We start from the raw sequence: 26991 nt of genomic DNA, 5'->3' as shown, positions 1-26991 counted from the left end.
GAGGCGTTGAGCTAACTTGTACTAATTGCCCGTGAGGCTTGACCATATAACACCCAAACTTGATTGGGTGATCAAGCAACTCTGAATAAAACAGAGTAACAAACAATCGGCTGCCGCCGGTTCGTTAGAGAATCTCTTTTTAAGTGAACAACTTAAAAAAACTCATGTATCCAACCTTATTTGCAGCGTAGTCGCAGACATCGTAAGACGACACAATGCATACAAGTTTGCTTGACGACAATAGAGCTGTGGAACCACCTGAATCCATTCCGAACTCAGAAGTGAAACGCAGCATCGCCGATGGTAGTGTGGGGCTTCCCCATGTGAGAGTAGGTCATCGTCAAGCTCTTATCCCAAAACCCCGATCGCTTACGCGATCGGGGTTTTTCTTTGCCTGTAAGAAATTTCTGGCATCTAACTTTTATACCGTCTTCATCAACCGTGTGTACTCGGGACAACCGTCTGTTGCATGACTGCAGCATTCAGGCATGAAAGCGATGTATGACGTCTTCGAGTTGGGTTTATTGTTCGAAATGTAGCTCTCGCGGTAAGAAAATAATTTTATAAATTGTTCGTTTGTGTAATTAGATGAAAAAAACATAAACAAAACTAAAGTCCCAAAAATAAACTTTAATTGGCCCATCGGGTTGTAAAAAATCCTATTTTTATAGGGTTTTTATAAAATATTTCTGACTTTATTGTAAAGAGTACTATCGTACCTCTAATAATTGTTGAAGAGCTGGCTTCAATTCATATCCTGTTGTAACTGAAGATTAATAATAAAAACAGGATGTCACTATATCCCCTCCGGTTCAGCGCTAGACTCAACTGACCCCATTAGTGATACCAAAATTCTCACGAGGTTACGCGTTGAGCTACAGAATTGTAATTTGCTACCTGCTTGCTTCGCTGCTGCCTGCTTTTGTCAATGCGGCGATGGAGCCAATGTCAGATGGGCAGTTATCGGAAACAACCGGTCAGGCATTCTTACAGATTGATCGTTCATCTCAAGGGTCCACAGATTATACCAAGTTCACTTTTGGTATGGATGTTGATGTCTCACTCAACGCCGACCTTGTTGAACTTGGCCGTTATGAGCGAAGTGGTGAAGAAGCCGGAAGCAGCGATATTCGGATCAATGATTTTGCGCTTGGAAGCGTCGGTAGCGACGGAACAATAGATCCCTTCAATATAAAAGATCCTTTTTTCGAACTGGCGTTCGAAGATGTCGCTGGTAAAGAAGAATTAGTTGGCATACGCCTGGGGTTCGGTGAGGCATTAGGTAAGCTTAGTGGAAACATTGAATATCTGACCGGTAATATTGATGTTAACGTGATAGGTTCTGCAGCACCTATCCGGGCTGCAGCAAGCGGTTTTGAACGCTTCTTACTGAGTGTTGCTGGTGTCGATGATGGAACTCGCCTTCAAGCTGATGCTGTGCTCGTTAACTCTTCTGGTAATCCGGATCAAATACGCTCCAAGCAGGTTGGTATTGCAAATGGAAATACACTGGGGTGTGTATCTGGTTGTAACCTCGGCGGGCTATCTGATTTCTTACTTAGTCTCTTTGCGTCGAACAACTGTCAGGTATTATCGCTCTCCACCTGTTTCTCTCTCGGAAATTTCCGTTCTCTGGATATCGGTCAGCCGGGTTCCCCAGCCAGTGGGCTGTTTTTGTCGTTTCAAACGAAAGAGGTGACCTGGTACGACAATGGCTCTGGCACCAGCACACCTTTTGGTGCTTTTATGAATATCCCAAATGGCGGCATTACAGTGGACTTTGAACAGTCACTGAATGGTATTGAGCGTGTCCGCACTAAATTGCTGGATCCGTACTATGACTAAAAAAAATACCGCACTTTTTTTCGCCTCGTTTCTGTCCTTTTCAATTCACGCCGAGTTGGTAAGTCTGGATGATGATCAGCTGGGCGCCGTCGATGGAGAAGGGATCGGCTTTATACTTGAGGATTTCGCTTTCGAGGCCGGGACAGATGTCGCTAACGGCAATCGGCTGGATATCAGTGGCATTACGGATAGCAATAACAAAGACGTGGTACTGAGTGTCTCGCAGTTCTACGTGGCTGGTTCCGGGAGTAATCGTGGCTCCAATGTCATCGGAAACCCGGTGAATATCGGCCGATTACTTTACCCCTACAACCTGGAATTGGTTGACGGTGACGATATCGGCATACCGGATAAAGCTGTATTTGAATTTCTTGCACCAGAGCGTATGACGGGCTCCACCTCGGGCAGCAAAAGTTTGCTTGCCACTGCGTCTGAAAATCGCTCTGAGCCCAGGTATCCGGGAAGGCCTCAATCCACTGGGTCAAGGGTTGATCGGGTAACAGGTATCGACACCTCGGTACTAACCAGCAGGGCATCAGAGAAAGCTGATTTCGGTATTCGTTTTGATCTTGAAGTGGATAGTGCCAGATCTCAGTCCCTCGAAGCTCACGCAACAGGATTTACCCTTGATGGTAGCTCCATCCGCTTGTGGGGTAACAATAATGACATGGTTGGTAATATTGTGATCAATGCATTTGCGGAATCGCTGACTTTCTATGCTTGCGATGCAAATGGCAACAACTGTGGTCAGGATGTGACCTTTAGTAATTTCGTTGTCGAGAGTGAACTTGGGTGGGGAGAAGATCAGCCAGTCACCTTTGAAGTAGATTCCACCGGAAACTTTACAGTTGAAGTGGGTAGTATTGCTGGGCGTTGCGGATCTGTAAATTCTACCGGCGGTTGTGCCGATCAGGCAGGACGTAACTACTACAGCAATTTTTACAATAATGGCCCTCGAACAGATATTCACATCGAAAACGTGTCGGTTGGTAACTCTGACTTTGGCAGTGCGACGATTTCAAACCTGCAGATTCAGTATCTGCGTGCCCGGAGCAGGGATTTATAATGAAAAAATTGCTCATTCTATTTTTAGGCGGATTTTGTAGCGCTGCTTACTCGCTGGAACCAATGACGGCAGAAGATATGGGGCAGGTCACTGGGCAAGGCGGGGTGTATCTTTCCGGTGATTTAACCATTAATGAAAACGGGGGACCGTTAAATGCGGATGGCCCATCCGCTAATGGTTACAGTTGGCAAACGAACTGTTCCTCCTCTACCGACAAGCGATGCGGGGCGCGTATCGCTTTGAATACAGGAACAGGCCGTGGATGGTTTGTACTTGACAACATCAAAGGACGATTCTCGTTTGAGGGGCTGACGTTAAGGACCCGAAAAATCGACAGTGGCTTCAACGGCGATGGCGCTACTTTCAACGGTGATGTATTTGAAATTGGCTTACCGAATACACTCGATTTTGAAGATACATCTTTTACGATTGCTAACAGTAACACTCCGCGACCAACCGATAGCGGATTTCGGCAAACCGATATTCTGACAGTCGAAACTAATGGTCAGGCAAATTTGCAGGGTAATTTACTGATATTCCCGACCGGTAATCCGTAATGAAAAAAATAATAATACTTACATTTGTTTCATCCTTCTCACACGCCGGTTTGGTTCCTATCAGTGATACCGAGATGGAATCTATCAGCGGTCAGGCAGGCGTGACACTGGAAACCACCAGTGCTTTTGAAATTGGTGAAGTCAGTTATACCGAAGACGGTAACAGCCTCCAGGTACGCGACATTAAAAGTGGTTTGCCCAGCGACATCACCCAGGGTTCTTTGAGCACGCAAGTTATTGACGTTCAGGCCGACGGAACTCTGCAAATTGCGACTGAGGTCAGCCCTACGCGGCTCACCATTGGCGGCCTGCATATTAATAATTCGACAGCCAGTGCGGGTCAGTTCCGATTGGACTACAGCGGCAGTAGCTTATTGCGCCTGGGTGGCAGTGATTCAGGGAATTATCTCGAAGGTTCATTCCAAACCGCTATTAATGATGCGGAGCTGGTATGGACAACCAATGGCAGTGCGTTGAGTTTCGATGATATTGGTTATAACGCCAATATAACCCGTTTAGGCATTGGCGAAGCTACAGACGCTGGCCGGACCGGACTGAATTTTGATCTCGATGAATTCAGCTATTCGTTCTCAACTGGCGGTATGAAGTTAGGTGGGGTATCTCTCGGCACACTGGCGGGTGAACTGGCATTATCCGGAAATGCGCAGCTATTTGCCGGTGGTCGTATCGATAGTGATGGTAATGGCGGAGAGGGTATTAGCCTGAATGCGTCCATTAATATTCTTGAAGACCCAACCAACTTTGTTCGTTTCACCGATGACGGCAATGATCTGTTTATGGGAGATTTTAACGGCTCGCTGAATGTCGATAATCTGACTTTTGATGTGATGTCTGATCACCTGCTAGTGGGCTTTGACGAGTTAAGTGGATCTTTTAATGCAGATCGCATCCTAATCGGTGATGTTGTGAATCCGGTTGGTGCCATTCAGCTGGATTTTCGCCTTGCTGATGCCAATGGATACAGCAATCGCTGGAAGTTATATCCAGGTATTCGCCAGCCGGTTTTTAACAGCCTACCCGTTGCCATACGCAGCTATTCGCAGAGCTTTTATTCCGGCCTGGGTGCTGGCAGTGATGGCTTGTCAGCTTCTGTTGAGTGGAGTTTGGCTAATGCTGAGGCGGCTTACATTGATAATGGCCGCATCGTGGTTGTCAGTGGCATTGAGAGTTTTGGTCGCGGAGATCTGACGTTAGATATGCGTCAGTTTGATCATGATAATAACGCTTCGACGGCAACGAAAACAGCCATTGCGTTCGGGATGAATCGTTTTCAGGGAAGCTACAGTATTGATGGTCTGAGAGTGGGTAACAAGACTGCGCCGATTCAAGGTGGTGCGGAATTGTTATTGTCGCTTGAGGTTTTCCAGGCGATGGATTTCAATCTGGATGGTTACACTCTGGTTACGGCCGGCGGCGAGAGCGGTGGCGGTATACAGATAGACGGTGATTATCTGTTCAGTGATACCAATATCGGTTTATCGATTGATGAGAATGGACAGGGTGTATGGGCAACCGGTGTAAATTATGACATCCATCTTAGAGAGTTTCAGATTGACGTCAGCCCTTCTGGTTTAAGTATTAATCGCGGTGAGCAGTGGAGTACCATGGATATCGCCAATATGCGTTGGGGTGATAAAACCAGTGGCCGCAGTCTCGGACGTATCGTTCTCGAACGTTTTGAAAAAGGTTCCTCGCTTACCATCAATCCGGGTGGTGCTGGTACCGTGTGTGTCGGCGCTAATGCGTCTAATGCATCCGCCTGTGGCGCTGCCGGTGGCCGTTGGGAGGATCGTGGGAATGAAGGTCTTACTGTTGCCCTTAAGGCGGCTTTTGCGCCGGAAGGACTTACCAGCGATGGTACAATCGCACGAAACCGTCTGACTTGGGAGAACAACCGTTCGACAGACGCAAACGGTGATCCGGTTAATGGTTCGGGTACACAGATTATTCTCGATTCTTACAGCACCAATGATGGTCTGGGGCCAACAGATAGCAACAATTACGGCTTTCAGGCGAATCTGAACATCGACGTATTCGAAACTAAGGTCGCAAAGAAGTTTTCCGGCACTGATGATAATGGTGTGAATGGTAATCAGGGTGACGAGCTGATCTATGATGACAGCAGTCGAACCACTTATACCTATGTGGCCAGTCCAAGCAATGCCCAGAAGAATCTCCGGCCGCTGGGGTTTGCGGTTCAGGGTAATGTTTCTTTTAAAGATTTTCAGATCGATCAGGTTCAATTAAAACATCCTGATGTTACTGCGCCACAAACCGTGTTTTCTGGTGTAGTGATGCAGAACCTGAATATGACCACCAACCTGACGGCCACACCGATCCGATAAACCTCTCTTAATCCGCTCCTTGCTGCTGCAGAATCACGGTATCGCGCGTATAATGACGCCATACTTATTCTAAGATTTTGTAGCAGTGGAGTAGCACATGAGTCAGCAAGACCGGTTGGTCATTTTTGATACCACGATGCGAGATGGTGAGCAGAGCCCGGGCGCGTCGATGACCAAAGATGAAAAGATTCGCATCGGCAAAGCACTGGAAAAAATGCGTGTTGATGTTATCGAAGCCGGTTTTGCCGCTGCCAGCCCCGGAGACTTTGAAGCCATTCAGGCGGTGGCTGCAAACGTTCGTGAGAGTACTATTTGCTCGCTGGCTCGCGCTGTTGATCGTGACCTGGAACACGCCGCGGCAGCGTTGAAAGAAGCCGAGCGGGCACGTATTCATACCTTTATCGCTACCTCGCCTATTCACATGAAGTATAAGTTGCGTATGCAGCCGGATCAGGTGATTGAACAAGCGGTGTATGCGGTGAAAAAAGCGCGTGGCTTTGTTGATGACGTTGAGTTTTCCTGCGAAGACGCTGGCCGTTCCGAAATCGATTTTCTGAGTCGTATTATTGAAGCCGCCATTGATGCTGGTGCTTCCACTATTAATATTCCAGATACCGTTGGTTATGCGATTCCGGAAGAGTTTGGCGCAAAGATCAAAACACTGATTGAACGCATCCCTAATGCTGATAAAGCGATCTTCTCTGTCCATTGCCATAATGACTTAGGTTTAGCGGTGGCGAACTCTTTATCTGCGGTCGCCAACGGCGCACGCCAGGTCGAATGCACGATTAATGGTCTGGGTGAGCGTGCCGGTAACGCGTCTTTGGAAGAGTTGGTAATGGCGACCCGCACCCGCAGTGATTTGTTCGATATTACTACGGGTATTGATACTACTCATATTGTCCCGACTTCCCGCCTTGTGTCATCCATTACCGGTTTTCCGGTACAGCCGAACAAAGCAATTGTTGGCGCTAATGCCTTTGCTCATGAGTCCGGTATTCATCAGGATGGCGTGCTGAAACACCGTGAAACTTACGAAATTATGAAAGCGGAGGATGTGGGCTGGGGCGCTAACAAAATGGTTATGGGTAAACACTCGGGTCGTGCTGCTTTTCGCAGTCGTCTGGAAGAGTTGGGTGTTACCTTCGATACCGACGCTGCACTGAATGAAGCTTTTGCCCGATTTAAAGATCTGGCCGATAAAAAGCATGAGATATTCGACGAAGATTTACAGGCGTTAGTATCGGAAGCTAAGGCGGCCGCGGTTGAGGATGTTTACAAGCTGGTATCACTGGAGAGCCACTCTGCAACGGGCGAGACCCCGGTATCGGAAGTGGTAGTGAGCCGTAATGGTGAAGAATTCAAGAACAAGTCTGACGGCAGTGGTCCGGTCGATGCCTCCTTCAAAGCGATTGAAGCGGTTGCTCAATCCGGAGCTAATCTGTTGTTGTATTCTGTGAATGCGATCACTGAGGGAACCGATTCTCAGGGTGAAGTGACCGTTCGTTTGGAAAAAGGTGGGCGTATTGTTAACGGTAACGGTGCTGATACCGATATCGTTATTGCGTCTGCTAAGGCCTACATTCATGCGTTGAATCTGTTGGATGGTGGCGAACGTCGGCATCCTCAAGCTGAAGGCGTATAAGTCTTATTTCTATGCTGGAGCAAACTCGGCTCGATTATTTGCAGGCAATGGGTATCACTCAGTGGATGCCGCGTGAGCCTCTGCCTCATGCTCCGGCACCCCGCTGGCTTCCACCGGTTGCAGCCAACCACCATTCTCATGCGGAAGTTGAGCAATTCGCTCAATCCCATCACATCCCGCCTGTCATGGCAGCGGAGTTGCTGGCGGTTGGTGATGCAGCCACTAAAGTCGCTGAAAAGTTGGCTGCTTCGCAGCCAGCTACTCAGCCGGTGGCGGAAGAATCCGTGGTTACAGAATTGCCAGTGGCGAACTCAGCGCCGACCGACCTGACTCCTCCCCGGTTCGAATTACACTTCTTGCGCATCGGTCAACGCGGTTTATGGGTTTGCAGTGATGCTCAGCAGCTCGATTCCATGATGCGGTTTGCTCATCGAGTGATGATGGGTATGAGGCAACCCATTGAAATAATGCAGGCACCTCTGTGTTTCCGCTGGCCATTTATTGAATCCAGTCATCAGGATCAGGGGCGCGCAGTGGCACAACAGGCACTGTCTGCCCAATGGCAACATTTTGCCGGCCAAGGGGTTCAATATCTGATTGCCTTTGGCGACGCCGCACAGGAGTGGTTGCCTCAGTGCGGAGCTCAATTGTCGTTTGTCGCTGCCGATACTCAGTCGGTTATGCAGTCTGCATCAGAGAAACGCCGCTTGTGGCAAGTTCTTCTGGCTCAGGATGGTCAGCTGTGATTCGTCCGGCACTTCGGTCAGATCTGGATGCCATTATGCGGGTCGAACAAGCTGCGCATTCCCATCCCTGGGCAGCCAGTATTATGCAACGCTATCTGGAAAAACCCGACACCTGTTGGGTGTGTGAGGAGGCTGGCGTTATTCAGGCACACTCTGTGGTTTCTGCCATAGCCGGTGAAGCCGAGTTACTGACGATTGCTGTGCACCCTGACATGCAGGGCCGGGGTTTGGGCAGTAAGATGCTCAATCAGGTGATCGCGCAGGCACAGCGCCATCAGGCTGAGCAGATATTTCTTGAGGTTCGGGAAAGTAATCACGTGGGAATTGCGTTATACGAAAAAGCCGGCTTTTGCGAGTTAGGCCGGCGCACCAACTACTACCCTGTATTTGATGAAAGCGGCAAAAGCTCTGGGCGCGAAGACGCCCTGCTACTTGGCTTACCGCTATGACTTTTTCACTCTGACCTGAACAGAGATGTATTCAGATGGCCGAATCCAGTTTTGATTCTGTTGTTCGTTTTATACCTTACAGTCTGTTGTTGACAACGGCCGTTGTCAGTTTGTTGGTAATGGCGTTTGCCGCACGCGCCGTAAGTTGGGATGCGCTAAAAGAGTATCGTGGTACACAGCACTTCTTCTGGGGCAGTGTGGTGGTGCTGGCCGTGTTCTGGCAGATGCGAGCCGGTATTCTTCCCGGTATGCATTTTCACATTCTGGGATACACAGGCATCATGTTGTTGATGGGATGGCCATTAGCGCTGATTGCAGCTGCTTTTGTGCAGTTAATCATGTTGCTAACCGGTAAGCTCGAATGGCTCGAGTTTGGTTTTCAATATCTGTTTTTCAGTGTCCTTCCGATTTTATTCAGTTACGCATTTTATCTGGTCGTGTACAGGCGCATGGTGCATAACCCATTTGTCTATATTCTGGTGGCGGGTTTTTTCAACGCCGGATTTACCCATGCCTTTTCTGACGTGTTACGCAGTGGCCTGATGTGGGGCCTGGATATTCATAGCTGGGACACCATCTGGCGTGACTATTTACGATATTTACCGATGATGATGTTTCCTGAAGGTGTGGTCAACGGCATGTTTATCGCCGGTATGGTGGCATTCCATAATCGCTGGCTAAGTACTTTCGATGAAGATTCTTATTTTCGCTGATGCTAATAATGCTGAGACGGTTGTTGAACGTTCCAGTTGTTGAACGTTCCAGTTGATGAACGTGCATACTGGCGTATGCGTGCGTTTTTCATACTGTACTGAATGTGTTCTGGCTTAATAACATCGTCGGCTTTGCCGTTATTATTTATCGGGGGGCGTATTTCTGAAGCTTTCTTTGTAATGTGCGGCGATGCATATTAAGGGCTCTGGCGGTAGCGGAGATGTTGCCGTTATTCTCATTCAGCACTCTTTGAATATGTTCCCATTCCATGCGATCAACCGACATCACTTCAGGAGTTTGTTCGACCTCCTGTGTTTGCGGGTTGTCTGAAAAAGCATTCATCAACTCTTGCAGAGTAGCCGGTTTATGCAGGTAATTGTGAGCGCCCAGCTTTACTGCTTCGACTGCTGTGGGAATGCTGGCGTAGCCAGTGAGCATCACAATACGGACATCAGGGAGCCGCTGTTTGAGTGGTTGAATCAGTTGCAGGCCAGAATCCTGTTCAAGGCGCAGGTCCAGTGTGATCCAGTCTGGTTGATGGTCATTGGCCATTAGCAGTGCTTGTTCTGCATTTTCGGCAAGCCAGCTGGTGTAGCCATGACGTTCCAGGCTACGGCATAGTACCTTGGCAAAGTGTAAGTCGTCATCGATGACTAAAATACGTTTATTGGTCATGAGCTGCTTTTGTTTTTTTTACCACCAGCGGAAGACGGAGTTGACATAAGCTGCCGCCATTCGTGGCTTCTGATAAATGAATTGAGCCGCCGAACTGTTCGACACTGGCATTGCTGAGGTATAGGCCAATTCCCATACCGTCCTCTTTCTGACTGTAGAATAAACGTTGTTGATTGAGCTGATCTGCAGCGACCGCATCTGGCTGCAGGATCGACAACTGCCAATGATGGTCAATGATTTTTGTGGTTAATACAATCGGTTGTCGACCGGCCTCAGCGGCGTTATCCAGCAGGTTTAATAATGCCTGATCCAGTAAGGGCGAATTTGGTAACAACGCAACGGTGCTGATGCCATTGTCCCGCCATACCGCATTCGGGTGACTCAGGCGCCAGCGATGCAGCAGATTACTCAACCACGCATGCGCTTCCTGATCTCCGGTTTCATGAACACTGCGGCCAGCATTCGCAAGTTTTTGCAGAGACTGGCGACAGGTAGCCACTTGTTCGTGCAGGATTTCCAGATCTTCTGCTAATAATGGTTGTTGGTCGGCGTCATCCAGAATCATACTCATGGTCATCAGTGGTGTGCCCATTTCGTGAGCAGTGCCTGCGGCAAGTGTGGCGATACCAATTAGCTGTTCGTTCTTTAGCTGTTGTTCTCTCAGCTGCTGAATCTCATGCTGCTGGCTCTGACGCGCTTTTAATAACATGGGAATAAAGATGGTCACAATCAGTGCGCTGATCACAAAGGTCAGCCACATACCAGCCAGATGCCAGCTGAATAAAGACCTGCTGGTCATATCGTGCTGATGTGTTGCCAGCAGTAACGGCTGATACCATTGACTCAGCACGCTGTAGTCGACAATACACAGAACCGTAATCCAGAATGCCAGTGTGCCGCTCAGGCTATACGCGGAAAAGACCAGCAGTACAAGAAAATACGAGATAAACGGATTGGTTGCACCGCCGGTAAAAAACAATAAGCCCGCCAGCAATTGTGCTTCAAATGCGAGGTGACAGAATAAATGCCACTCTTTAATGTTCTGTTTCTGGCTCTGCCAGACACTGATCAGCAGTAAAGGCATATAAGTCGCCAACAGTGCCCAGGCTGGTTGCAGCTGGGTAAACCCGCCAACGTGTAAATAGCCCAGAAACATCAGCCAGATCGACGCGATCGATAAGCGTAATAAGGCCAGACGCTTTAATACAAGGTTGAGATCATGATTCATGACGCCAGTATAACGAGCCTGCTGATCATTTACCGGGTTGTTGCGTTAATTTTTTGTACGTTATGTCTGGTTCAGACAACAAAACGGCTGCAACTTGCAGCCGTTTTTATTTTTTCGGTGTTTGCAAAACACTCTCTCATATGCGGTGATTTGCCAGCTAACCTGTTAGGTGTGGGTTACAAATGTGCCTTCGATTTCACACTGTTCCTCTTCATGTTTATGGCCATGGCGATCTTCCGCCAGCATCTGATAAATCACCGGTAAAACCACCAGAGTAAACAGAGTGCCAATAATCATACCGCCAACCAGGATAATTCCGATGCTGTTACGTGCTTCTGCACCGGGGCCGGTAACCAATACCAGCGGAAAATGACCCAGTACAGTGGCGGCAGTGGTCATAAGTACCGGACGCAAACGGGTGATCGCAGCCTGCTTCGCGGCATTCAGTTTATCCAGTCCCTGTTCCTGCAAATGGTTTGCGAATTCAACAATTAAGATGCCATTTTTAGCGATTAAACCGACCAACGTAATCAGTCCAATCTGTGAATAGATGTTCACACTGGTCAAGCTGATAAATGGCAACATCAGTGCCCCCGCGAGGGCCAGGGGGACGCTACCCAGCAATACCACTAACGGATCACGAAAACTGTTAAATTGTACGGTCAAAACCAGGTAAACGACGACCAGCGCAACCAGTAATACACCAATCAATGTATTCCCTTCCTGGCGTAACTGACGTGATTCACCAGCATAATCAATGCTGTAGGTTTGCGGCAGAATCTCAGCTGCCGCTTGTTCCAGCGTCGCTAAACCCTGTTCTTTGGTAAAGCCTGGAATAACACCACCCATAATGCGGAAAGATTTCTGTTGGTTGAATTTACCCAGCGCACGAGGAGCGATCTCCTGTTCCAGTGTCGCCATCGCCGATAGCGGTAACAAATCACCGGACGGTGTGCGTATACGCAGATTTAATATTTGTTCGGCATTATTTCGGGCGTTATTTTTCACGCGTGGGATAACTTGGTAGGCTTTACCATCCGCATCGAAACGATTAACAAAGTTACCCGACATCAATGCGGATAGCTGCTGGCTGACGGTATTAATATTCATACCAAGGTCAGCTATACGTTCACGATCGAGTTTTAACTTTACTTGTGGCAGGTCAACTTTTAAATCGCTGTCGACAAATAAAAATTTACCACTGGCAAAACCAGCCGCTAATAGCTGATCGACATAATTGCGCATGGTGGCGTAATCATCGGGTCCCTGAACCACTAATTCAACATCAAACTGACCTGCGGTTGGCAGGGCTGATGGCAGGATAGGCAGAGCACGCACGCCTGCAATACCGGATAATTCACCAAACAGTTGTGGCAGAACTTCCTGAACGCTTTGCTCGCGTTCATTCGTTTCTCCCAGATTCACGCCAGAAAAGCCACCTGCGGCACGCAATATCTGCCATACGCCCTGTGCGCTTTCCAGAGACATCAGCTGATCAACCACATGATTCATTTCATTCACGGTGTATTCGATAGACGACTCTGGTGATGATTCCAGAACGACCAAAATGCTGCTTTGGTCTTCAACCGGCGCCAGCTCTTTTTGTGATAAAAGATAAAAAGGGACTGATAGCAGAGCAATAAAAATGGCAGCAAAAATCACCTGAGGACGCCAGGCAAAAACACCATTAAGGAACGTGAGATAAAGATTCTGTAACTGCTCAAAGCGCTGGTTAACCCATACGGTTAAGCGACCTTCTTTTCCACCCTCGGGGGAAACATAGGCACTCATGATAGGCGAGAGAGTAATGGCAACGATGCCGGAAATTAAAACGGCAACGGCGAGGGTGAAGGCAAACTCTCGGAATAATAAACCGGTTAAACCGGATAGAAACCCGATCGGTGCATACACCGCTGCCAGTGTTAAGGTCATCGCAATAATCGGAACCAACAATTGGCGCGAGCTGATTAAAGCGGCCTGGGTACGCGACATCCCCTGACGCATATAACGGGCAACGTTCTCAACCACCACAATGGCATCGTCGACCACTAAACCAACCGATAACACGATCGCCAGCACCGTTAACAGATTTAATGAGAATCCCAGCAGCGACATAGCAGCGATGGCTCCTAAAATGGAAATCGGTATCGTCACCAGTGGTACCAGTGCTGTGCGAAAAGAGCCCATCAACGCAATAACCACAATGCCAACCAGAACCACGGTTTCAGCCAGAGTCGTGAAGATTTCTTTTAATGAGTTGCGCATATAAATGGTGCCGTCGTAACCATGGTCTATGCGCATGTCGGCGGGTAATGTTGGGTTGATTTTCTCCAGAACGGCATACACCGCATCGCCCACTTCAATTTCATTCGCGCCCGGCATTGGCCATACTGAAATAAAGGTAGTGCTGCGTTTGGTATAGCGTGCATCGACTTCGCCTTCCTCTTCGCCCATCTCAACCTGTGCGATATCCTTTAGGCGTAATAAAGTACCGTCTTTGCGATTAATCACGATATTCTCGAAGTCATCGACACTGCGTAATGTGGTGTTGGCCAACAGGTTAATACGCTGGCGTGAATTCTCGCTGTTACCGACAGTGGCGATAATATTATTGGCCTGTAATGCGGCCATGACGTCACTTGCGCCCAAGTCAAAGCTGGCCAGTTTCATCGGATCAATCCACACCCGCATGGCGGGATTACGTCCACCTTCCAGGGCCACTCTTTGCACGCCATCAATCGATGATAAAACGGGGTTCACATTGCGGTTGAGGTAATCCGATACCTGCGCGCGACTCATTTGTTCGCTGAAGACATCCAGATAAAACAACGCATTTTGAGAATCGGCACGGGTAACCGATACCGCTGGGTTCTCAGCGCCTGCTGGCAATTCGAAACGGATCTGGCTCAGACGTGCGGTGGCCTCTGCCAGCGCATCGGTGCTGTTTTCATTTAATTTCAACCATGCGGTCACAGTGCTCAGACCCGCCATGGTTCGGGAGTCAACGTAATCGACGCCGGGAATGGTCGACATCACGCGCTCAATCGGCTCGGTAACAAAGCCCTGTACGACATCGGCAGATGCCCCCACATACGCTGTACTGACTTGTAGCGACGCACTTTCCATTTGCGGAAACTGTAAAATCGGAATCGAGCGGGTAGCGCCGATACCAGCGAGAATAATCACTGCTGATAACACCAGAGCCAACACCGGACGTTGCACAAAAATATCCATACTGTTTGCTTTGTGGCTCATCGCTTATTCCTCACTGCTGGCAACAGGCGTTGCTTCAATGGGATCTGTTTGTGCGACGTATACTTTTAACCCCGGGTACAGCTTGAAAGTACCGAGGCTGGCAATCTTCTCTCCAGCAGTAATACCGTTAGTGAGAATGACACGACCGTTATCTTTACTGAGCATTGTGACGGCAACACGTTCAGCGCGGAAAGCATCGCCATCCGGGTTCAGTTTATAGACATACGCGCCAAAGCGGTCGTGGCCCACCGCTGTATCAACGACTTGAACGGCTTGAACGGCATTACCATCCGGTACCTGAATATTAATCACACTGTTCGGTTGCAATGCACTGTTTTCGCTGACGGGCAATTTGGCACGGTACTTCAACTGGCGGGTAGTGGTTGAAACCTCCGCCTCACGAGCAATGACTTCAGCTTGCTGCTGTTCATTAAAATGGATGCTCTGACCAACAGCGATGGCAGGCGTGCCTTGTGGCAAATGAAAGTCGAGCCACAGGTAACCTGGAATACCAATTAAATTGGTAACAAGGCTGTTGTTCTGCAGGTACTGACCTACTTCGAGATTATGAATACCGGCGCGGCCAGAAAATGGTGCGCGAAGTTGTTTCTTATCGATGGTGGCCTGAAGGTTGGCGATATCTGCCTGAGTGGTTAAATAGTCTGCCTGGGCTTTATCGTAAGCTTCTTCACTGATGCTGTTATCGTTGCGCAATTTCTGGCTACGTTTCCAGCTGCTTTGTGCCAGCTTAAAGCGTGCTTTAGCAGCGGCCAGCTGTGCTTTTTCATTGGCGATATCCAGTTCCAGTAACAACTGATCTTTTTCGACCTGTTCTCCCGACGCAAAATTAATCCGGGTGATCTTTCCCGGTAATTCATTGCGTAATTCTAGACGCTGCGGAGCGATTAATGTGGCCAATACCTCGCGCGTTGGTTGATAAACCACGGCCTTGGTCTGAGCGCTGTTGACGGTTTCAGAATGTTCCGGAAAGGCTTCGCCCTGAGCGATAGCGGCCTTAATTTCCAGCGTTTTATACGTTGCCAGCGCTCCGGTTAATAACACACAGGCGGACACGGCGATGGACCAGCGTCGGATTGTCATAGGTTGTACCTCCTGAAATTTTTGAAATGGATTAGCGATAGCCAATGTCGGTTAGTTGTTGCGCGACCTTTTGTATACCGTCATTTGTTAAAGGCTGTTGCCAGGTATAGGTGTTCAGCAACCGCTGAGTATTGCGTATCAGACTGTCATCAGTTGTCAGTGGAAACGGCAGTGCAGCCTCTGCACCGAGGGCGTTGCGGGTATGGTGACGCAATACGGCTTGCATATAACCATGGCATAGCGCCCAGCTGCCGACTTCAATCTCCTTCACCAGTTCGCTGGGGTCACGCCCCTCGCGATCCACTTCACCATTCTCCACGGCACTGCCAATAAGATGGGTGAATTCCAGACCAATCGCATTAGCAGCATCAATCATGCGACGGAGCCAAACGGGGGAGGCTCGTTTAATAATGGAGTCGCTACCGACCAGCGTGTTGAGTTCGTCTGAGAAGCTGTAAAACCAGGTCTTGTGGAAATCTATCAGGTTAAAAGCAATCAGAATTTCTGGCGTGGTCAGTGGCAGTGCCATGATTTTTTTAAAAGTCTCGTGCTCATGCTCAAACATATCCACTGCCAGTGCGATTAACAGATCTTCCTTACTTTGCACCTGCTTATACACAGACCCCATGGATAAGCCGGCCTGCTTGGCAACTGAAGCCATTGTGAACGACAGCAGGCTGGTTTCTTCGATGCAGTGAACTGCTGCATCTTTCACCATTGCTAGCTGTTGTTCGACAGAAAATCTGGGGGCTGGACTCATGAGTAGACCTGCTGAGTGAGTGAAAGTTTCATTCGAATAATGTTCGAACGGTATTCTTATTGGTTAGACAGAAATCCACAAGCCGCCTTAATGAATAATTGTGGGACGAATTGTTCCATCAACGATTGCCCAATTGATGTAGAAATCGGTCGGGAATGAGTGGCAGGCGGTCTTTCACCGCTGAAGCTCTGACACCGGGCGGCAATCTCGCTATAATCCGCGCTTTTCGTATTTCCACTTTCAGTGCTAACGCCAGCCCAGTCAGGATTCCGTCATGAGCAGTGCCTTTCAGACCGAAGTCGGTCAACGTCGTACCTTTGGTATTATTTCCCACCCGGATGCGGGTAAGACCACCATCACTGAAAAGCTGCTGCTATTGGGTAATGCGATTCAGCTGGCGGGCACGGTAAAGGGCAAAAAGACCGGTCGTATGGCCACTTCTGACTGGATGCAGATGGAGCAGGATCGTGGTATCTCCATTACTACCTCGGTCATGCAGTTCCCCTATAAACAGCGCATGGTTAACCTGCTTGATACCCCAGGACACGAAGACTTCTCGGAAGATACCTACCGAACGCTGACGGCAGTGGATTCGGTATTGATGGTGATTGACGGCGCTAAAGGTGTAGAAGACCGAACCATTAAACTGATGGATGTGTGTCGCCTGCGTGATACCCCGATCTTTACCTTTATCAATAAGATGGACCGCGAGGTCCGTGATCACATCGAGGTGCTGGATGAGATCGAAACTGTTCTGAAAATCAAGTGTGCCCCGGTAACCTGGCCGATTGGTATGGGTAAAGCGTTCCGTGGCGTTTACAACTTGTATACCGATGCCGTACACCTGTTCCAGCCGGGGCAGGCGTCTGTGGTACCGGATGACGTGCAGATTAAAGGTATCGATTCTGCCGAAGCTCGTGCTGAACTCGGTGATGAGCTGGTGGATGAACTGATCGACGAAGTAGAACTGGTACGTGGTGCCAGCTATGAATTCGATTTAGAGCAATACCTGAATGGTGAAATGACACCGGTATTTTTTGGTACGGCACTGGCGAACTTTGGCATCCGCGAAATGCTGGATTATTTTGTCGATTGGGCACCTGCGCCGATTGAGCGTGAGACCAAACAGCGTGTGGTGAAACCGGACGAAGGCAAGTTTTCCGGCTTTATTTTTAAGATCCAGGCCAATATGGACCCGAAACACCGAGACCGCATTGCCTTTATGCGCATTTGTTCGGGCACCTATTCCAAGGGTATGAAGATGAAACATACCCGTCTTGGTAAAGACGTAAAGGTGGCTGATGCGGTGACGTTCCTTGCTGGTGACCGTTCTAACGTTGAAGAAGCGATCTCGGGTGAGATTATCGGTCTGCATAACCACGGCACGATTCAGATTGGTGATACCTTTACCCAGGGTGAAGAATTACAATTCACCGGTATTCCGCATTTCGCTCCAGAACTGTTCCGCCGGGTGCGCTTAAAAGACCCGCTTAAAATGAAGCAGCTGCAGAAAGGTCTTCAGCAGTTATCGGAAGAGGGGGCAACCCAGCTGTTCCAGCCGCTGAATAATAACGACCTGATTCTGGGTGCGGTGGGTGTGCTCCAGTTTGATGTGGTACAGCAGCGCTTGCGTGATGAATATAAGGTGGAATGTATCTACGAGCCGGTGAACGTTAATACCGCGCGCTGGTTGCAGTGCAATGACGAGCGCAAGCTTGAAGAATTCCGCAAGAAAGCTTCAGAGAATCTGGCAATCGACGGTGGCGGCCACCTGACCTATATCGCTACGTCGCGGGTGAATCTGAGCCTGACAGAGGAGCGCTGGCCCGAGATTGAGTTCCGCTCGACGCGGGAGCATTAATGTAATAAGGCTAAATTAGCGTCAGATGAGGTTGTCGTCACGGGGTGTTGCGTTACGGCCATCGATTGCCATTTGTTGCGGCGAGAAGCAATGTTGGACGCTTGTTAGGTCTGCTGTTGAAGATCCCAGTTGTTTAACTTGCGACCGAATACTTTTGAACTAGGCTTGCTCTAGGAAAATAATTATCGGATCAAAGGTTATGATTGCATTTTTCTTGGTGAGTATGGGGGCTGCGGGGGCCATCTGTTTTGCCGCGTATTATTTGCTGCAGCAAAAGGTGTTGGACGAAAGGCTGACACTTGATGATGGTAAGGGTTACTTTCTGGTTGCTTGTATCCTGATCGGCTTTATCGTCAGCGCGGCCGGTTTTTACATCGGCCAAGTGGTTGGTTATGGGCAGAATGAAAGCACATCAACGATGATGGCATTGGCGATTCTGCTGGATATTATGGTGACATTACTGACACTGATTTATGGTCTGGTTAAATTTCGCGAGCCAGAGCACTATTAAGTGGATTTCAGAGCGTGCTGAGCGGCCGATTTAAGCGGTTTGGCGGGCACTGAAAATGCTGCAAGCAATATTCTAAATCTTACAAGAATATTGCTTGCTAATGACAAATCCTTCCTATAGAATGCCGCCCTCTTTTCGAATCAACCTGCCCTTGAAGGCGAGAAATTGATGAAAACTTACAGCGCAAAACCCGAAACCGTAAAACGTGAATGGTTTGTAGTTGATGCAGCTGAGCAAACGCTGGGTCGTCTGGCTACTGAGGTTGCTCGCCATTTGAGAGGCAAGCACAAGCCGGAATACACTCCACACGTGGACACTGGCGATTACATTGTTGTGATCAACGCAGACCAAGTAAAAGTAACTGGTAACAAAGGCAGTGATAAAATGTATCACCGTCACACTGGTTACCCAGGTGGTCTGAAGTCTATCTCTTTTGACAAGCTGATCGACCACAAACCGGAACAAGTTATTGAACTGGCTGTTAAAGGCATGTTGCCTAAGAACCCTCTGGGTCGTGCTATGTTCAAGAAAATGAAAGTTTACGCTGGCAGCGAGCATCCACATGCAGCGCAGCAGCCACAAGAACTGAAAGTAGGATAAGATCATGGCAGCACAATACTACGGTACTGGTCGTCGTAAGACTTCTACTGCACGTGTTTTCTTACGTCCAGGTACTGGCAGCATCATCGTAAACAAGCGTCCTCTGGATGTTTACTTCGGTCGTGAAACTGCTCGTATGGTTGTTCGTCAACCATTAGAACTGACTGAAAACTTAGAAAAATTCGACGTTATCGTAAATGTTAACGGCGGTGGTGGTAACGGTCAGGCGGGTGCTATCCGTCACGGTATCACTCGCGCCCTGATGCAATACGATGAAACTCTGCGTCCTTCTCTGCGTGCTGCGGGTTATGTAACTCGTGATGCTCGTGAAGTTGAGCGTAAGAAAGTGGGTCTGCGTAAAGCACGTAAGAAGCCACAATTCTCCAAGCGTTAATTCGCAACTCGTATTCCATTATCGGAATATGGAGAACAAAGAAAGCGTCCCTTGGCTTATGTCAATGGACGCTTTTTTTATGCCCGGAAACCCCATGATTCATGGGTTTTTGAGTTGTCTCTGCGGTCTCTTTTCTTTAGTATGTGCGCCGCTCTGTTTGCTCTGCGTGGTCTGTTCAAAAATTGAACAATATTACAGTCCTCGGTCAGCAACATAAGATTTTTTTTGATGGGAGAAGATGGTAATGAGTCAAGACGGCGTGAATAAGGGTCGACGCACTCTGCTCGTAGGCGCGACTGCTGCTGTCGGTGCTGTCGGTGCGGGATTTGTCGCAGTACCCTTCGTGAAATCTTGGAATCCAAGTGAAAAAGCGAAGGCAGCGGGTGCTCCGGCAAAAGTTGATGTAAGTAAAATTGAACCAGGAGCAATGCTGACTGCGGAATGGCGTGGTAAGCCTGTTTATATTGCTCGTCGCACCGAAGAGACTCTGGCACTGCTTCCGTCTCTGAACATCCGACTGAAAGATCCAGAGAACAATAACAAAGCCCAGCAACCAGCTTATGCGGATAACATCAACCGGTCCCGTAAGCCTGATCTGATCGTTCTCGAAGGTGTATGTACGCACCTGGGGTGTGCACCCAAGTACTTTGCTGAGGTAAAACCAGAGCCATTTGATGCCGAATGGAAAGGGGGGTTTTACTGCCCATGTCACGGATCCCGTTTTGATTTGTCAGGTCGTGTATACAACGGCTCTCCAGCGGCAGATAATTTAATAGTGCCTCCTTACTCATTTGATGGTGACACCTTGATTATTGGCGTTGATGAGGAGAATGCTTAATGAGCAAACAACAAAACACCTTGATGGGCTGGATTGATGACCGCCTGCCGGTAACCCAAGCCTACGAAAAGCATATGTCTAAGTACTATGCTCCGAAGAACTTCAACTTCTGGTATTTCTTCGGCGTTATCTCCATGTTAATGCTGGTTAACCAGATTTTATCTGGTATCTGGCTGACCATGAACTACACCCCAAGCGCTGAGGCGGCATTCGCTTCGGTTGAATACATCATGCGTGATGTTGAGTGGGGCTGGCTAATCCGATACCTGCATTCTACCGGTGCGACCTTCTTCTTCGTTGCGGTGTATCTGCATATGATGCGTGCATTACTGTACGGATCTTATCAGAAGCCTCGTGAGCTGATCTGGATCTTCGGTATGCTGATCTACCTGTTGCTGATGGCAGAAGCTTTCATGGGCTATGTATTGCCTTGGGGTCAGATGTCTTACTGGGGTGCACAGGTAATTATTTCTCTGTTTGGTGCTATCCCGGTGATCGGTGATGATCTGACGACCTGGATTCGTGGTGACTTCCTGATTTCCGGTGCAACGCTGAACCGCTTCTTTGCCCTGCACGTCATTGCCTTACCGCTGGTTATTGTGGGTCTGGTGGTGTTGCACTTGTTAGCTCTGCACGAAGTGGGTTCGAACAACCCGGACGGTGTCGATATTAAGAAGCACAAAGACGAAAATGGTAAGCCGTTAGACGGCATTCCGTTCCACCCTTATTACACCGTGCATGACATGGTAGGTATTGTGGTGTTCCTGATGGTGTTCTGTAGCGTGATGTTCTTCTTCCCGGAAGGCAACGGTTTCATGCTGGAATACCCGAACTTTGAGCCGGCCAATGGCTTGAAAACTCCAGAGCACATTGCTCCGGTTTGGTACTTCGGTGCGTTCTATACCATTCTGCGTGCAGTTCCTGACAAGTTGTTGGGTGTGGTTGCGATGGGTGCGGCTATTGCGATCCTGTTCGTATTACCTTGGCTGGATAAGAGCCCTGTGCGCAGCTGGCGTTACAAAGGTCTGGCAAGCAAGATTCTGCTGCCAGTATTTGGTGTGGTATTCCTGATCCTGACCTGGCTTGGCACACAGCCGGCTAGTGGCTACTTCCTGGGTCTGTTCTCCAACGGTACGGTGGCGGTATTAGCAACCATCTTCTACTTTGCCTTCTTCCTGACGATGCCAATCTGGACTCGTATGGAAAAAACCAAACCAGTGCCAGAGCGTGTAACAGGAAGCCACTAATCATGAAAAAAGTATTTGCATTAATTGCTGCCATGGTGCCGGCATTAGCCATTGCCGCTGGCGGCTCTAATATCGACCTGGATGAACATAAGACGGATCTGCACGATAAAGCATCGCTGCAACGCGGTGCTCAGGTGTACATGAACTACTGCATGGGGTGTCACTCTCTGGAGCATTCACGTTATAACCGTGTTGCTAAAGACTTGGACATCCCGGAAGATCTGATGATGGAGAATCTGGTCTTCCCTGATACCAAAATCGGTTCCCTGATGACCAACGCTATGCGTCCTGAAGACGGTAAAGTATGGTTTGGTGCAACGCCGCCGGATCTGACTTTAGTGGCTCGTGTGCGTCGTCCAGATTGGTTGTATACCTATCTGCGCAGCTTTTATGAAGATTCAAGCCGTCCTTGGGGGGTTAACAACGCTGTATTTAAGGACGTGGGTATGCCACACGTTCTGGCAGGCCTGCAGGGTCGCCAGGTGAAAGGTACTGCTCAGGTTGCTGTGGCTTATGACACACTGACTGGTCAGGAAATCACAGAAGAAAAAGATGGTGTATTGTATCTGGCAGAAGAAGGTGCTTTATCGCCGAAACAGTTCGATCGCCTGGTGTTCGACCTGGTGAATTTCCTGACCTATGTTGCTGAACCAATCGCGGTTGAGCGTCAGCGTCTGGGTTGGTGGGTACTGATGTTCCTGGCGATCTTCTTTGTACCGGTTTACATGCTGAACAAGGAATTCTGGCGCGACGTTAAGTAACACGCTTCAGGAAAACATGCTAAAGCCCGGCCGTTCTGCGGTCGGGCTGTTGTTGTTTATAGAATATTGAAGTTTTTAGGTCTACTTAGAAAAGTGAGGAAAATATGGGAGTTGTAGCCAAGCGCTCTTCCATGACGTTTTATTCAGATGCGTCTGATCATTACAGTCATCGCGTACGTATAGTACTGGCGGAAAAAGGGGTTGCCGTTGAGATCCATGATGTGGATCCGGACAACAAGCCGGAAGACCTGGCGAGCCTAAATCCATATAACTCGCTGCCAACTCTGGTTGACCGTGATCTGGTGCTGTACGACGCCAATGTGATGATGGAATACCTCGATGAGCGTTTCCCACATCCACCGCTGTTGCCGGTTTACCCGGTCGCTCGTGCGCAGAGCCGTCTGTGGATTAATCGCATCGAAAAGGACTGGGCCAAACTGATCGAAACCGCTCAGTGGGGTTCGGATAAAGACGCCGAAGTCGCTCGCAAAGAGCTGACGGAAAGTCTCATTGCGATCGCGCCAATTTTCGCGGATATGCCTTATTTTATGAGCGAAGATTTTTCACTGGTCGATTGCTGCGTCGCCCCGATCCTGTGGCGTTTACCCGCACTCGGCATTGAGTTGCCGGAGAAGCAATGCAAGCCGCTGCTGAGCTACATGGAGCGCTTGTTTGAGCGTGAGTCCTTCCAGGCGAGCCTGTCTGAAGCTGAGCGTGAGATGCGCGACTGATGGAAAACAACATGACACCCAGTCGCCCGTATCTGATGCGGGCGTTGAACGAGTGGATACTCGACAACCACTGCACACCATACGTGCTGGTGGATGCCGGGATTCAGGGCGTTCAGGTGCCGCAGGATTACGTTAACAATGGCCAGATTGTATTAAACATCAGTCCAAGTGCGGTCCAGAACCTGCTGATAAATCAGGATGGCTTGTCTTTCAGTGCCCGCTTTGGTGGCGTACCGATGGAGGTGTATGTGCCAATTGTTGCGATTCTGGCAATCTACGCCCGTGAAAATGGTCAGGGCATGGTGTTTGGTTCTGAAGCGGGTGCGCCTGATCCTAATCAGCCACCTGAGCCGCCAAAACCGGATGATGAGCCGCCGAAGAAGTCTGCTGGCAGGCCATCGCTGAGTGTTGTGAGGTAATTTCCATTCCGTTGCTGAGCAACAGAGCATAAAAAAACCGCCGAATGGCGGTTTTTTTATGCTGATGCCGAAATAGCAATCAGCTGAGATTCTTTTGGCGCAGCAGTGTCGAACTGATCAATGGCCATTGTTCATCCCAGTATTGGGTTGGTTTGGCAACAAACTCGGTACGCACATATTGTCGGATGCGACCCTCGAGCAGGGCCGTCAGCATATTGGCTTCGGCGCTGACAGTCTGAGTCGGTACCAGTCCCTCACGCATTTCTGCTTCCCGCAGGATTTGTTTTAGTTGGGTTTCGATTCTTTCAAAGAATTGTTGAATGCGCTGGCGTAAACGTTCGGTTTCACCGGCCAGTGCATCGCCTGATAACAGCCGGCACATTCCAGGGTTCTTCTCGGCAAAGGTCAGTACCAGTGTCAGCGTCTTCTCGCAGCGTTGATCGGCCTGGCTGATTTCCTGCAAAATCAGATTGATGCGGCTGAAAACGGTTTCTTCTATAAAGCTGATCAACCCTTCAAACATCTTTGCTTTGCTGGGGAAATGGCGATATAACGCCGCCTCTGATACACCAACGGCCTTGGCCAGACTGGCGGTGGTAATTCTGGCCCCAGGGTTTGTTTCCAGCATATGCGCCAGCGCTTGCAGGATCTGGTCGCGTCGGGAAATTTTTTCAGCGTTTTCAGTCATTATCTGTCCTTGCCTGATTAAGCGCGAGCGTTAGTAATCAGGGTACCTACACCTTCATCGGTGAATAACTCTAACAGGGTCGAGTGGGACACCCGGCCGTCAATGATATGTGCGCTGGTAACACCGGCGTATACCGCATCCAGAGCGCATTGGATTTTTGGCAGCATACCGCCATAAATCGTACCATCCGCGATCAGTCCATCGACTTGTTCAGTCGTCAGTCCGGTGAGGATTTGACCTTCTTTGTCCATCAGACCTTCGATATTTGTCAGCAAAATCAGTTTTTCTGCCTGCAGTACCTCAGCAACTTTGCCGGCTACCAGGTCTGCATTGATGTTATAAGAGGCTCCGTCACGGCCAACACCAATCGGAGCAATAACCGGAATAAAGTCGCTTTGAGTCAGCATATCCAATACTTGCGTATTGATATGCTCAACTTCACCAACGTGGCCGATATCAATGATTTCTGGCTTTTGCATTTCCGGTGAGCTTTGTGTCACCTGCAGCTTTTTAGCATGCAGTAGCTGGCCATCTTTACCGGTCAGGCCCAGTGCTTTACCACCATTCTGGTTGATCAGGTTCACGATGTCTTTGTTAACAAGGCCACCCAGTACCATTTCAACGACGTCCATGGTTTCTGTTGTAGTGACTCGCATGCCGTTAACAAAGCGGCTTTCGATGTTCAGTTTGTCGAGTAATTCGCCGATTTGTGGACCGCCGCCGTGGACCACAATCGGATTAATGCCGATCAGCTTCAGCATCACCATGTCGCGGGCAAAACTGTTTTTCAGCTCTTCGTCAATCATGGCATTGCCACCATACTTCACCACGATGGTTTTACCCACAAAACGTTGCAGGTAAGGCAATGCTTCACTGAGGATATTGGCTGTGTGCATGGCTGCTTTACGTCGTAGTGGCATCAGGGGCTCCGTAAAAAGGTGTGCGTCCGACAAACAAAACCGGCCATGTGGCCGGTTTTCAGTGAGCGCGATTATAGCGTGAAAGCACGCTTAAGTTCTATAAAACCGCGCTGTTGCGTCAGAACGGCACCTGCAAATCCGGTGCATGCAGGGTAAGTGCCTGCTTCATTCGCTGTTGTATCCGCTCGATCGCCGCCTGATCGTCGCCAGCAAAGCGCAGTGTCAGCTTTGGGGTAGTATTTGACGCGCGTATCAGTCCCCAGCCATCCTGAAATTCAATACGCATACCATCGATAGTAAATACCCTGGCGTCCGCTGTGAGCTGCTGGTCCTGGCTCAGAGTTTTCAGAATTTCGAACTTGCGGGCATCGGTTGTGTTGATGGTGATTTCCGGGGTGCTGATATCCTCCGGCAGGCGCGCAAACAGGTCTGCTGTGCTGCCATTATGGCAGCTGATGATCTCAAGCAGGCGAGCGGCGGCGTACAGACCATCATCAAAGCCATACCAGCGATCCTGAATGTAGAAGTGACCGCTGAACTCACCGCCGATGATGGCATCAGTTTCTTTCATGCGTTTTTTCATCAGCGAATGGCCGGTTTTCCACATACCGGGGCGACCACCATGGCGGTTAATCAGTGGTGTGAGATGACGTGAAGACTTCACATCAAATAAAACGTCTTTGCCAGGGTTACGAGGCAGAATATCCTCGATCAACAGCATTAACAGGCGATCGGGCCAGATGATTTTACCCGTGTTATCGACCACAGCGACGCGGTCGCCATCACCATCAAACGCCAGTCCCAGGTCAGCCTGATTACTGATCACGGCCTGTTGCAGGTCAGCGAGATTATGTGGCTGGCTTGGATCTGGATGGTGATTTGGGAAGCTGCCATCAACGTCGCAGTAGAGCGCCATGCATTCAATATTCAGCATGTCCATCAGTTGTTCGGCAGCGGGTCCAGCAATACCATTGCCGGCATCAATAACGATTTTCAGATCACGGCTGATCTGTACATCACCTTCAATGCGCTCAAGGTAAGCCTGCTCCAGGTGTCGCTCTTCGCTGTCTCCTTCACCTTTGGGCAGATCGCCCCGGGCGATACGATGGTACAGCGCCATCAGCTCTTCCTGAGCCAGTGTTTGCTTGTCGATTACAATCTTGAGTCCATTAAATTCAGATGGATTGTGACTGCCGGTGATTACTACGCCGCAGTTGCTATCCAGTTCGTGAGTGGCGAAGTACAGCAAGCCCGTCGGCTGAGCGCCAAGACGAATGGCATGGCAACCGCTTTCGTTAATCCCTTTCTCCAGCGACTCTGCCAGCTCGGGGCTGGATGGGCGACCATCCCAGGCAATATTAATTTTGGTGAAACCACGTTGCTGTACTTCGGCACCGAGAGAACGACCAATCCAGTAGACAACCTCACTTGTCAGGTCCTGGCCGACAATGCCGCGAATATCGTAGGCGCGGAAAATGGACTGAGAAATGTCTGGTATCGCCTCGTGTTCGACTTCTTCCACTTCCATTCCAGGCAAGCTGTTTGATGTCATCCTGGTTGTCGTGGTATTAGCCGCTTGCGTTTTTTTCTTAGGTTGCTGCAGAGAAATCTCTT

25 protein-coding genes and 1 rRNA gene are annotated in these 26991 nt (G+C 49.2%); 18 read left to right on the top strand and 8 right to left on the bottom strand.

Going from position 1 to position 26991, the window contains the following annotated elements:
* Window positions 1-230 precede the first annotated feature (230 nt).
* The 9 genes from rrf to MK185_11140 all read left to right on the top strand — a co-directional run bounded on the left by rrf (window position 231) and on the right by MK185_11140 (window position 9387).
* Window positions 231-346 (top strand): 5S ribosomal RNA (gene rrf / locus MK185_11180).
* Window positions 347-840: 494 nt separating this feature from the next.
* Entirely contained in the window at window positions 841-1845 is a 1005-nt protein-coding gene (locus tag MK185_11175; GenBank protein ID MCH2041186.1) for a hypothetical protein, read from the top strand.
* The gene (locus tag MK185_11170) at window positions 1838-2911 is read left to right on the top strand and encodes a hypothetical protein (GenBank protein MCH2041185.1); all 1074 of its coding nucleotides are present in this window, start codon (window positions 1838-1840) and stop codon (window positions 2909-2911) included. Before MK185_11175 ends, MK185_11170 begins: the two co-directional genes overlap by 8 nt.
* Window positions 2911-3468: a hypothetical protein gene (locus MK185_11165; protein ID MCH2041184.1), complete on the top strand. Its 558-nt coding sequence runs from the start codon at window positions 2911-2913 to the stop codon at window positions 3466-3468. The genes MK185_11170 and MK185_11165 overlap by 1 nt, the downstream gene beginning before the upstream one ends.
* Window positions 3469-3542: 74 nt before the next feature.
* Entirely contained in the window at window positions 3543-5834 is a 2292-nt protein-coding gene (locus tag MK185_11160) for a hypothetical protein (protein ID MCH2041183.1), read from the top strand.
* A 97-nt stretch (window positions 5835-5931) separates the two neighbouring features.
* Entirely contained in the window at window positions 5932-7479 is a 1548-nt protein-coding gene (locus MK185_11155) for a 2-isopropylmalate synthase (GenBank protein ID MCH2041182.1), read from the top strand.
* An 11-nt stretch (window positions 7480-7490) separates the two neighbouring features.
* Window positions 7491-8225 carry a hypothetical protein gene (locus MK185_11150; protein MCH2041181.1) on the top strand — a complete coding sequence of 245 codons (735 nt, stop codon included), beginning with the start codon at window positions 7491-7493 and terminating at the stop codon, window positions 8223-8225.
* Window positions 8222-8674: a ribosomal protein S18-alanine N-acetyltransferase gene (gene rimI, locus MK185_11145; GenBank protein ID MCH2041180.1), complete on the top strand. Its 453-nt coding sequence runs from the start codon at window positions 8222-8224 to the stop codon at window positions 8672-8674. The genes MK185_11150 and rimI overlap by 4 nt, the downstream gene beginning before the upstream one ends.
* Before the next feature lie 35 nt (window positions 8675-8709).
* The gene (locus MK185_11140; GenBank protein ID MCH2041179.1) at window positions 8710-9387 is read left to right on the top strand and encodes a hypothetical protein; all 678 of its coding nucleotides are present in this window, start codon (window positions 8710-8712) and stop codon (window positions 9385-9387) included.
* 145 nt (window positions 9388-9532) lie between these two features.
* Here MK185_11140 and MK185_11135 read toward each other — a convergent pair whose 3' ends face one another.
* From MK185_11135 to MK185_11115, 5 genes are all read right to left on the bottom strand, one after another.
* On the bottom strand, window positions 9533-10063 hold the full coding sequence (locus MK185_11135; protein ID MCH2041178.1) for a response regulator: 531 nt from the start codon (window positions 10061-10063) through the stop codon (window positions 9533-9535).
* A complete protein-coding gene (locus MK185_11130) occupies window positions 10053-11291 on the bottom strand; it encodes a hypothetical protein (protein ID MCH2041177.1) in 1239 nt (412 codons plus the stop codon). The genes MK185_11135 and MK185_11130 overlap by 11 nt, the downstream gene beginning before the upstream one ends.
* Window positions 11292-11456: 165 nt before the next feature.
* Window positions 11457-14546 (bottom strand): efflux RND transporter permease subunit, encoded by a 3090-nt coding sequence (locus MK185_11125; GenBank protein MCH2041176.1) that lies wholly within the window; start codon window positions 14544-14546, stop codon window positions 11457-11459.
* 3 nt (window positions 14547-14549) lie between these two features.
* Window positions 14550-15647, bottom strand: coding sequence for an efflux RND transporter periplasmic adaptor subunit (locus tag MK185_11120; protein MCH2041175.1), 1098 nt, complete (start codon window positions 15645-15647; stop codon window positions 14550-14552).
* A 31-nt stretch (window positions 15648-15678) separates the two neighbouring features.
* Window positions 15679-16407, bottom strand: a complete 729-nt coding sequence (locus tag MK185_11115; protein ID MCH2041174.1) for a TetR/AcrR family transcriptional regulator — start codon at window positions 16405-16407, stop codon at window positions 15679-15681.
* 274 nt (window positions 16408-16681) lie between these two features.
* Between MK185_11115 and MK185_11110 the strand changes: the two genes are divergently transcribed.
* From MK185_11110 to MK185_11070, 9 genes are all read left to right on the top strand, one after another.
* Window positions 16682-18268, top strand: coding sequence for a peptide chain release factor 3 (locus MK185_11110; protein ID MCH2041173.1), 1587 nt, complete (start codon window positions 16682-16684; stop codon window positions 18266-18268).
* Between the two features lie 199 nt (window positions 18269-18467).
* Entirely contained in the window at window positions 18468-18779 is a 312-nt protein-coding gene (locus MK185_11105; protein ID MCH2041172.1) for a hypothetical protein, read from the top strand.
* A 168-nt stretch (window positions 18780-18947) separates the two neighbouring features.
* Entirely contained in the window at window positions 18948-19379 is a 432-nt protein-coding gene (gene rplM / locus MK185_11100) for a 50S ribosomal protein L13 (GenBank protein ID MCH2041171.1), read from the top strand.
* A gap of 1 nt (window position 19380) precedes the next feature.
* On the top strand, window positions 19381-19773 hold the full coding sequence (gene rpsI, locus MK185_11095; GenBank protein MCH2041170.1) for a 30S ribosomal protein S9: 393 nt from the start codon (window positions 19381-19383) through the stop codon (window positions 19771-19773).
* A gap of 244 nt (window positions 19774-20017) precedes the next feature.
* Entirely contained in the window at window positions 20018-20611 is a 594-nt protein-coding gene (petA, locus tag MK185_11090; protein ID MCH2041169.1) for a ubiquinol-cytochrome c reductase iron-sulfur subunit, read from the top strand.
* Complete coding sequence (locus tag MK185_11085) at window positions 20611-21858, top strand: cytochrome bc complex cytochrome b subunit (GenBank protein ID MCH2041168.1); 1248 nt, start codon at window positions 20611-20613, stop codon at window positions 21856-21858. Before petA ends, MK185_11085 begins: the two co-directional genes overlap by 1 nt.
* A 2-nt stretch (window positions 21859-21860) precedes the next feature.
* On the top strand, window positions 21861-22619 hold the full coding sequence (locus tag MK185_11080; protein ID MCH2041167.1) for a cytochrome c1: 759 nt from the start codon (window positions 21861-21863) through the stop codon (window positions 22617-22619).
* A 104-nt stretch (window positions 22620-22723) separates the two neighbouring features.
* Window positions 22724-23350 (top strand): stringent starvation protein A, encoded by a 627-nt coding sequence (gene sspA, locus MK185_11075; protein MCH2041166.1) that lies wholly within the window; start codon window positions 22724-22726, stop codon window positions 23348-23350.
* Window positions 23351-23361: 11 nt separating this feature from the next.
* A complete protein-coding gene (locus tag MK185_11070) occupies window positions 23362-23769 on the top strand; it encodes a ClpXP protease specificity-enhancing factor (GenBank protein MCH2041165.1) in 408 nt (135 codons plus the stop codon).
* A gap of 79 nt (window positions 23770-23848) precedes the next feature.
* Here the strand turns inward: MK185_11070 and slmA are convergent, their stop codons facing one another.
* The 3 genes from slmA to MK185_11055 all read right to left on the bottom strand — a co-directional run bounded on the left by slmA (window position 23849) and on the right by MK185_11055 (window position 26905).
* Window positions 23849-24457 carry a nucleoid occlusion factor SlmA gene (gene slmA / locus MK185_11065; protein MCH2041164.1) on the bottom strand — a complete coding sequence of 203 codons (609 nt, stop codon included), beginning with the start codon at window positions 24455-24457 and terminating at the stop codon, window positions 23849-23851.
* A 17-nt stretch (window positions 24458-24474) separates the two neighbouring features.
* Window positions 24475-25377 (bottom strand): acetylglutamate kinase, encoded by a 903-nt coding sequence (gene argB, locus MK185_11060; protein MCH2041163.1) that lies wholly within the window; start codon window positions 25375-25377, stop codon window positions 24475-24477.
* Between the two features lie 118 nt (window positions 25378-25495).
* Window positions 25496-26905, bottom strand: a complete 1410-nt coding sequence (locus MK185_11055) for a phosphomannomutase/phosphoglucomutase (protein ID MCH2041162.1) — start codon at window positions 26903-26905, stop codon at window positions 25496-25498.
* Between the last annotated feature and the right edge of the window lie 86 nt (window positions 26906-26991).

It is taken from the genome of Saccharospirillaceae bacterium (assembly GCA_022448365.1).
Taxonomy (GTDB): Bacteria; Pseudomonadota; Gammaproteobacteria; order Pseudomonadales; family Oceanobacteraceae; genus Bacterioplanoides.
The sequence above is the reverse complement of the archived record's forward strand: the minus strand, read 5'-3'. Positions and strand labels throughout refer to the sequence as shown.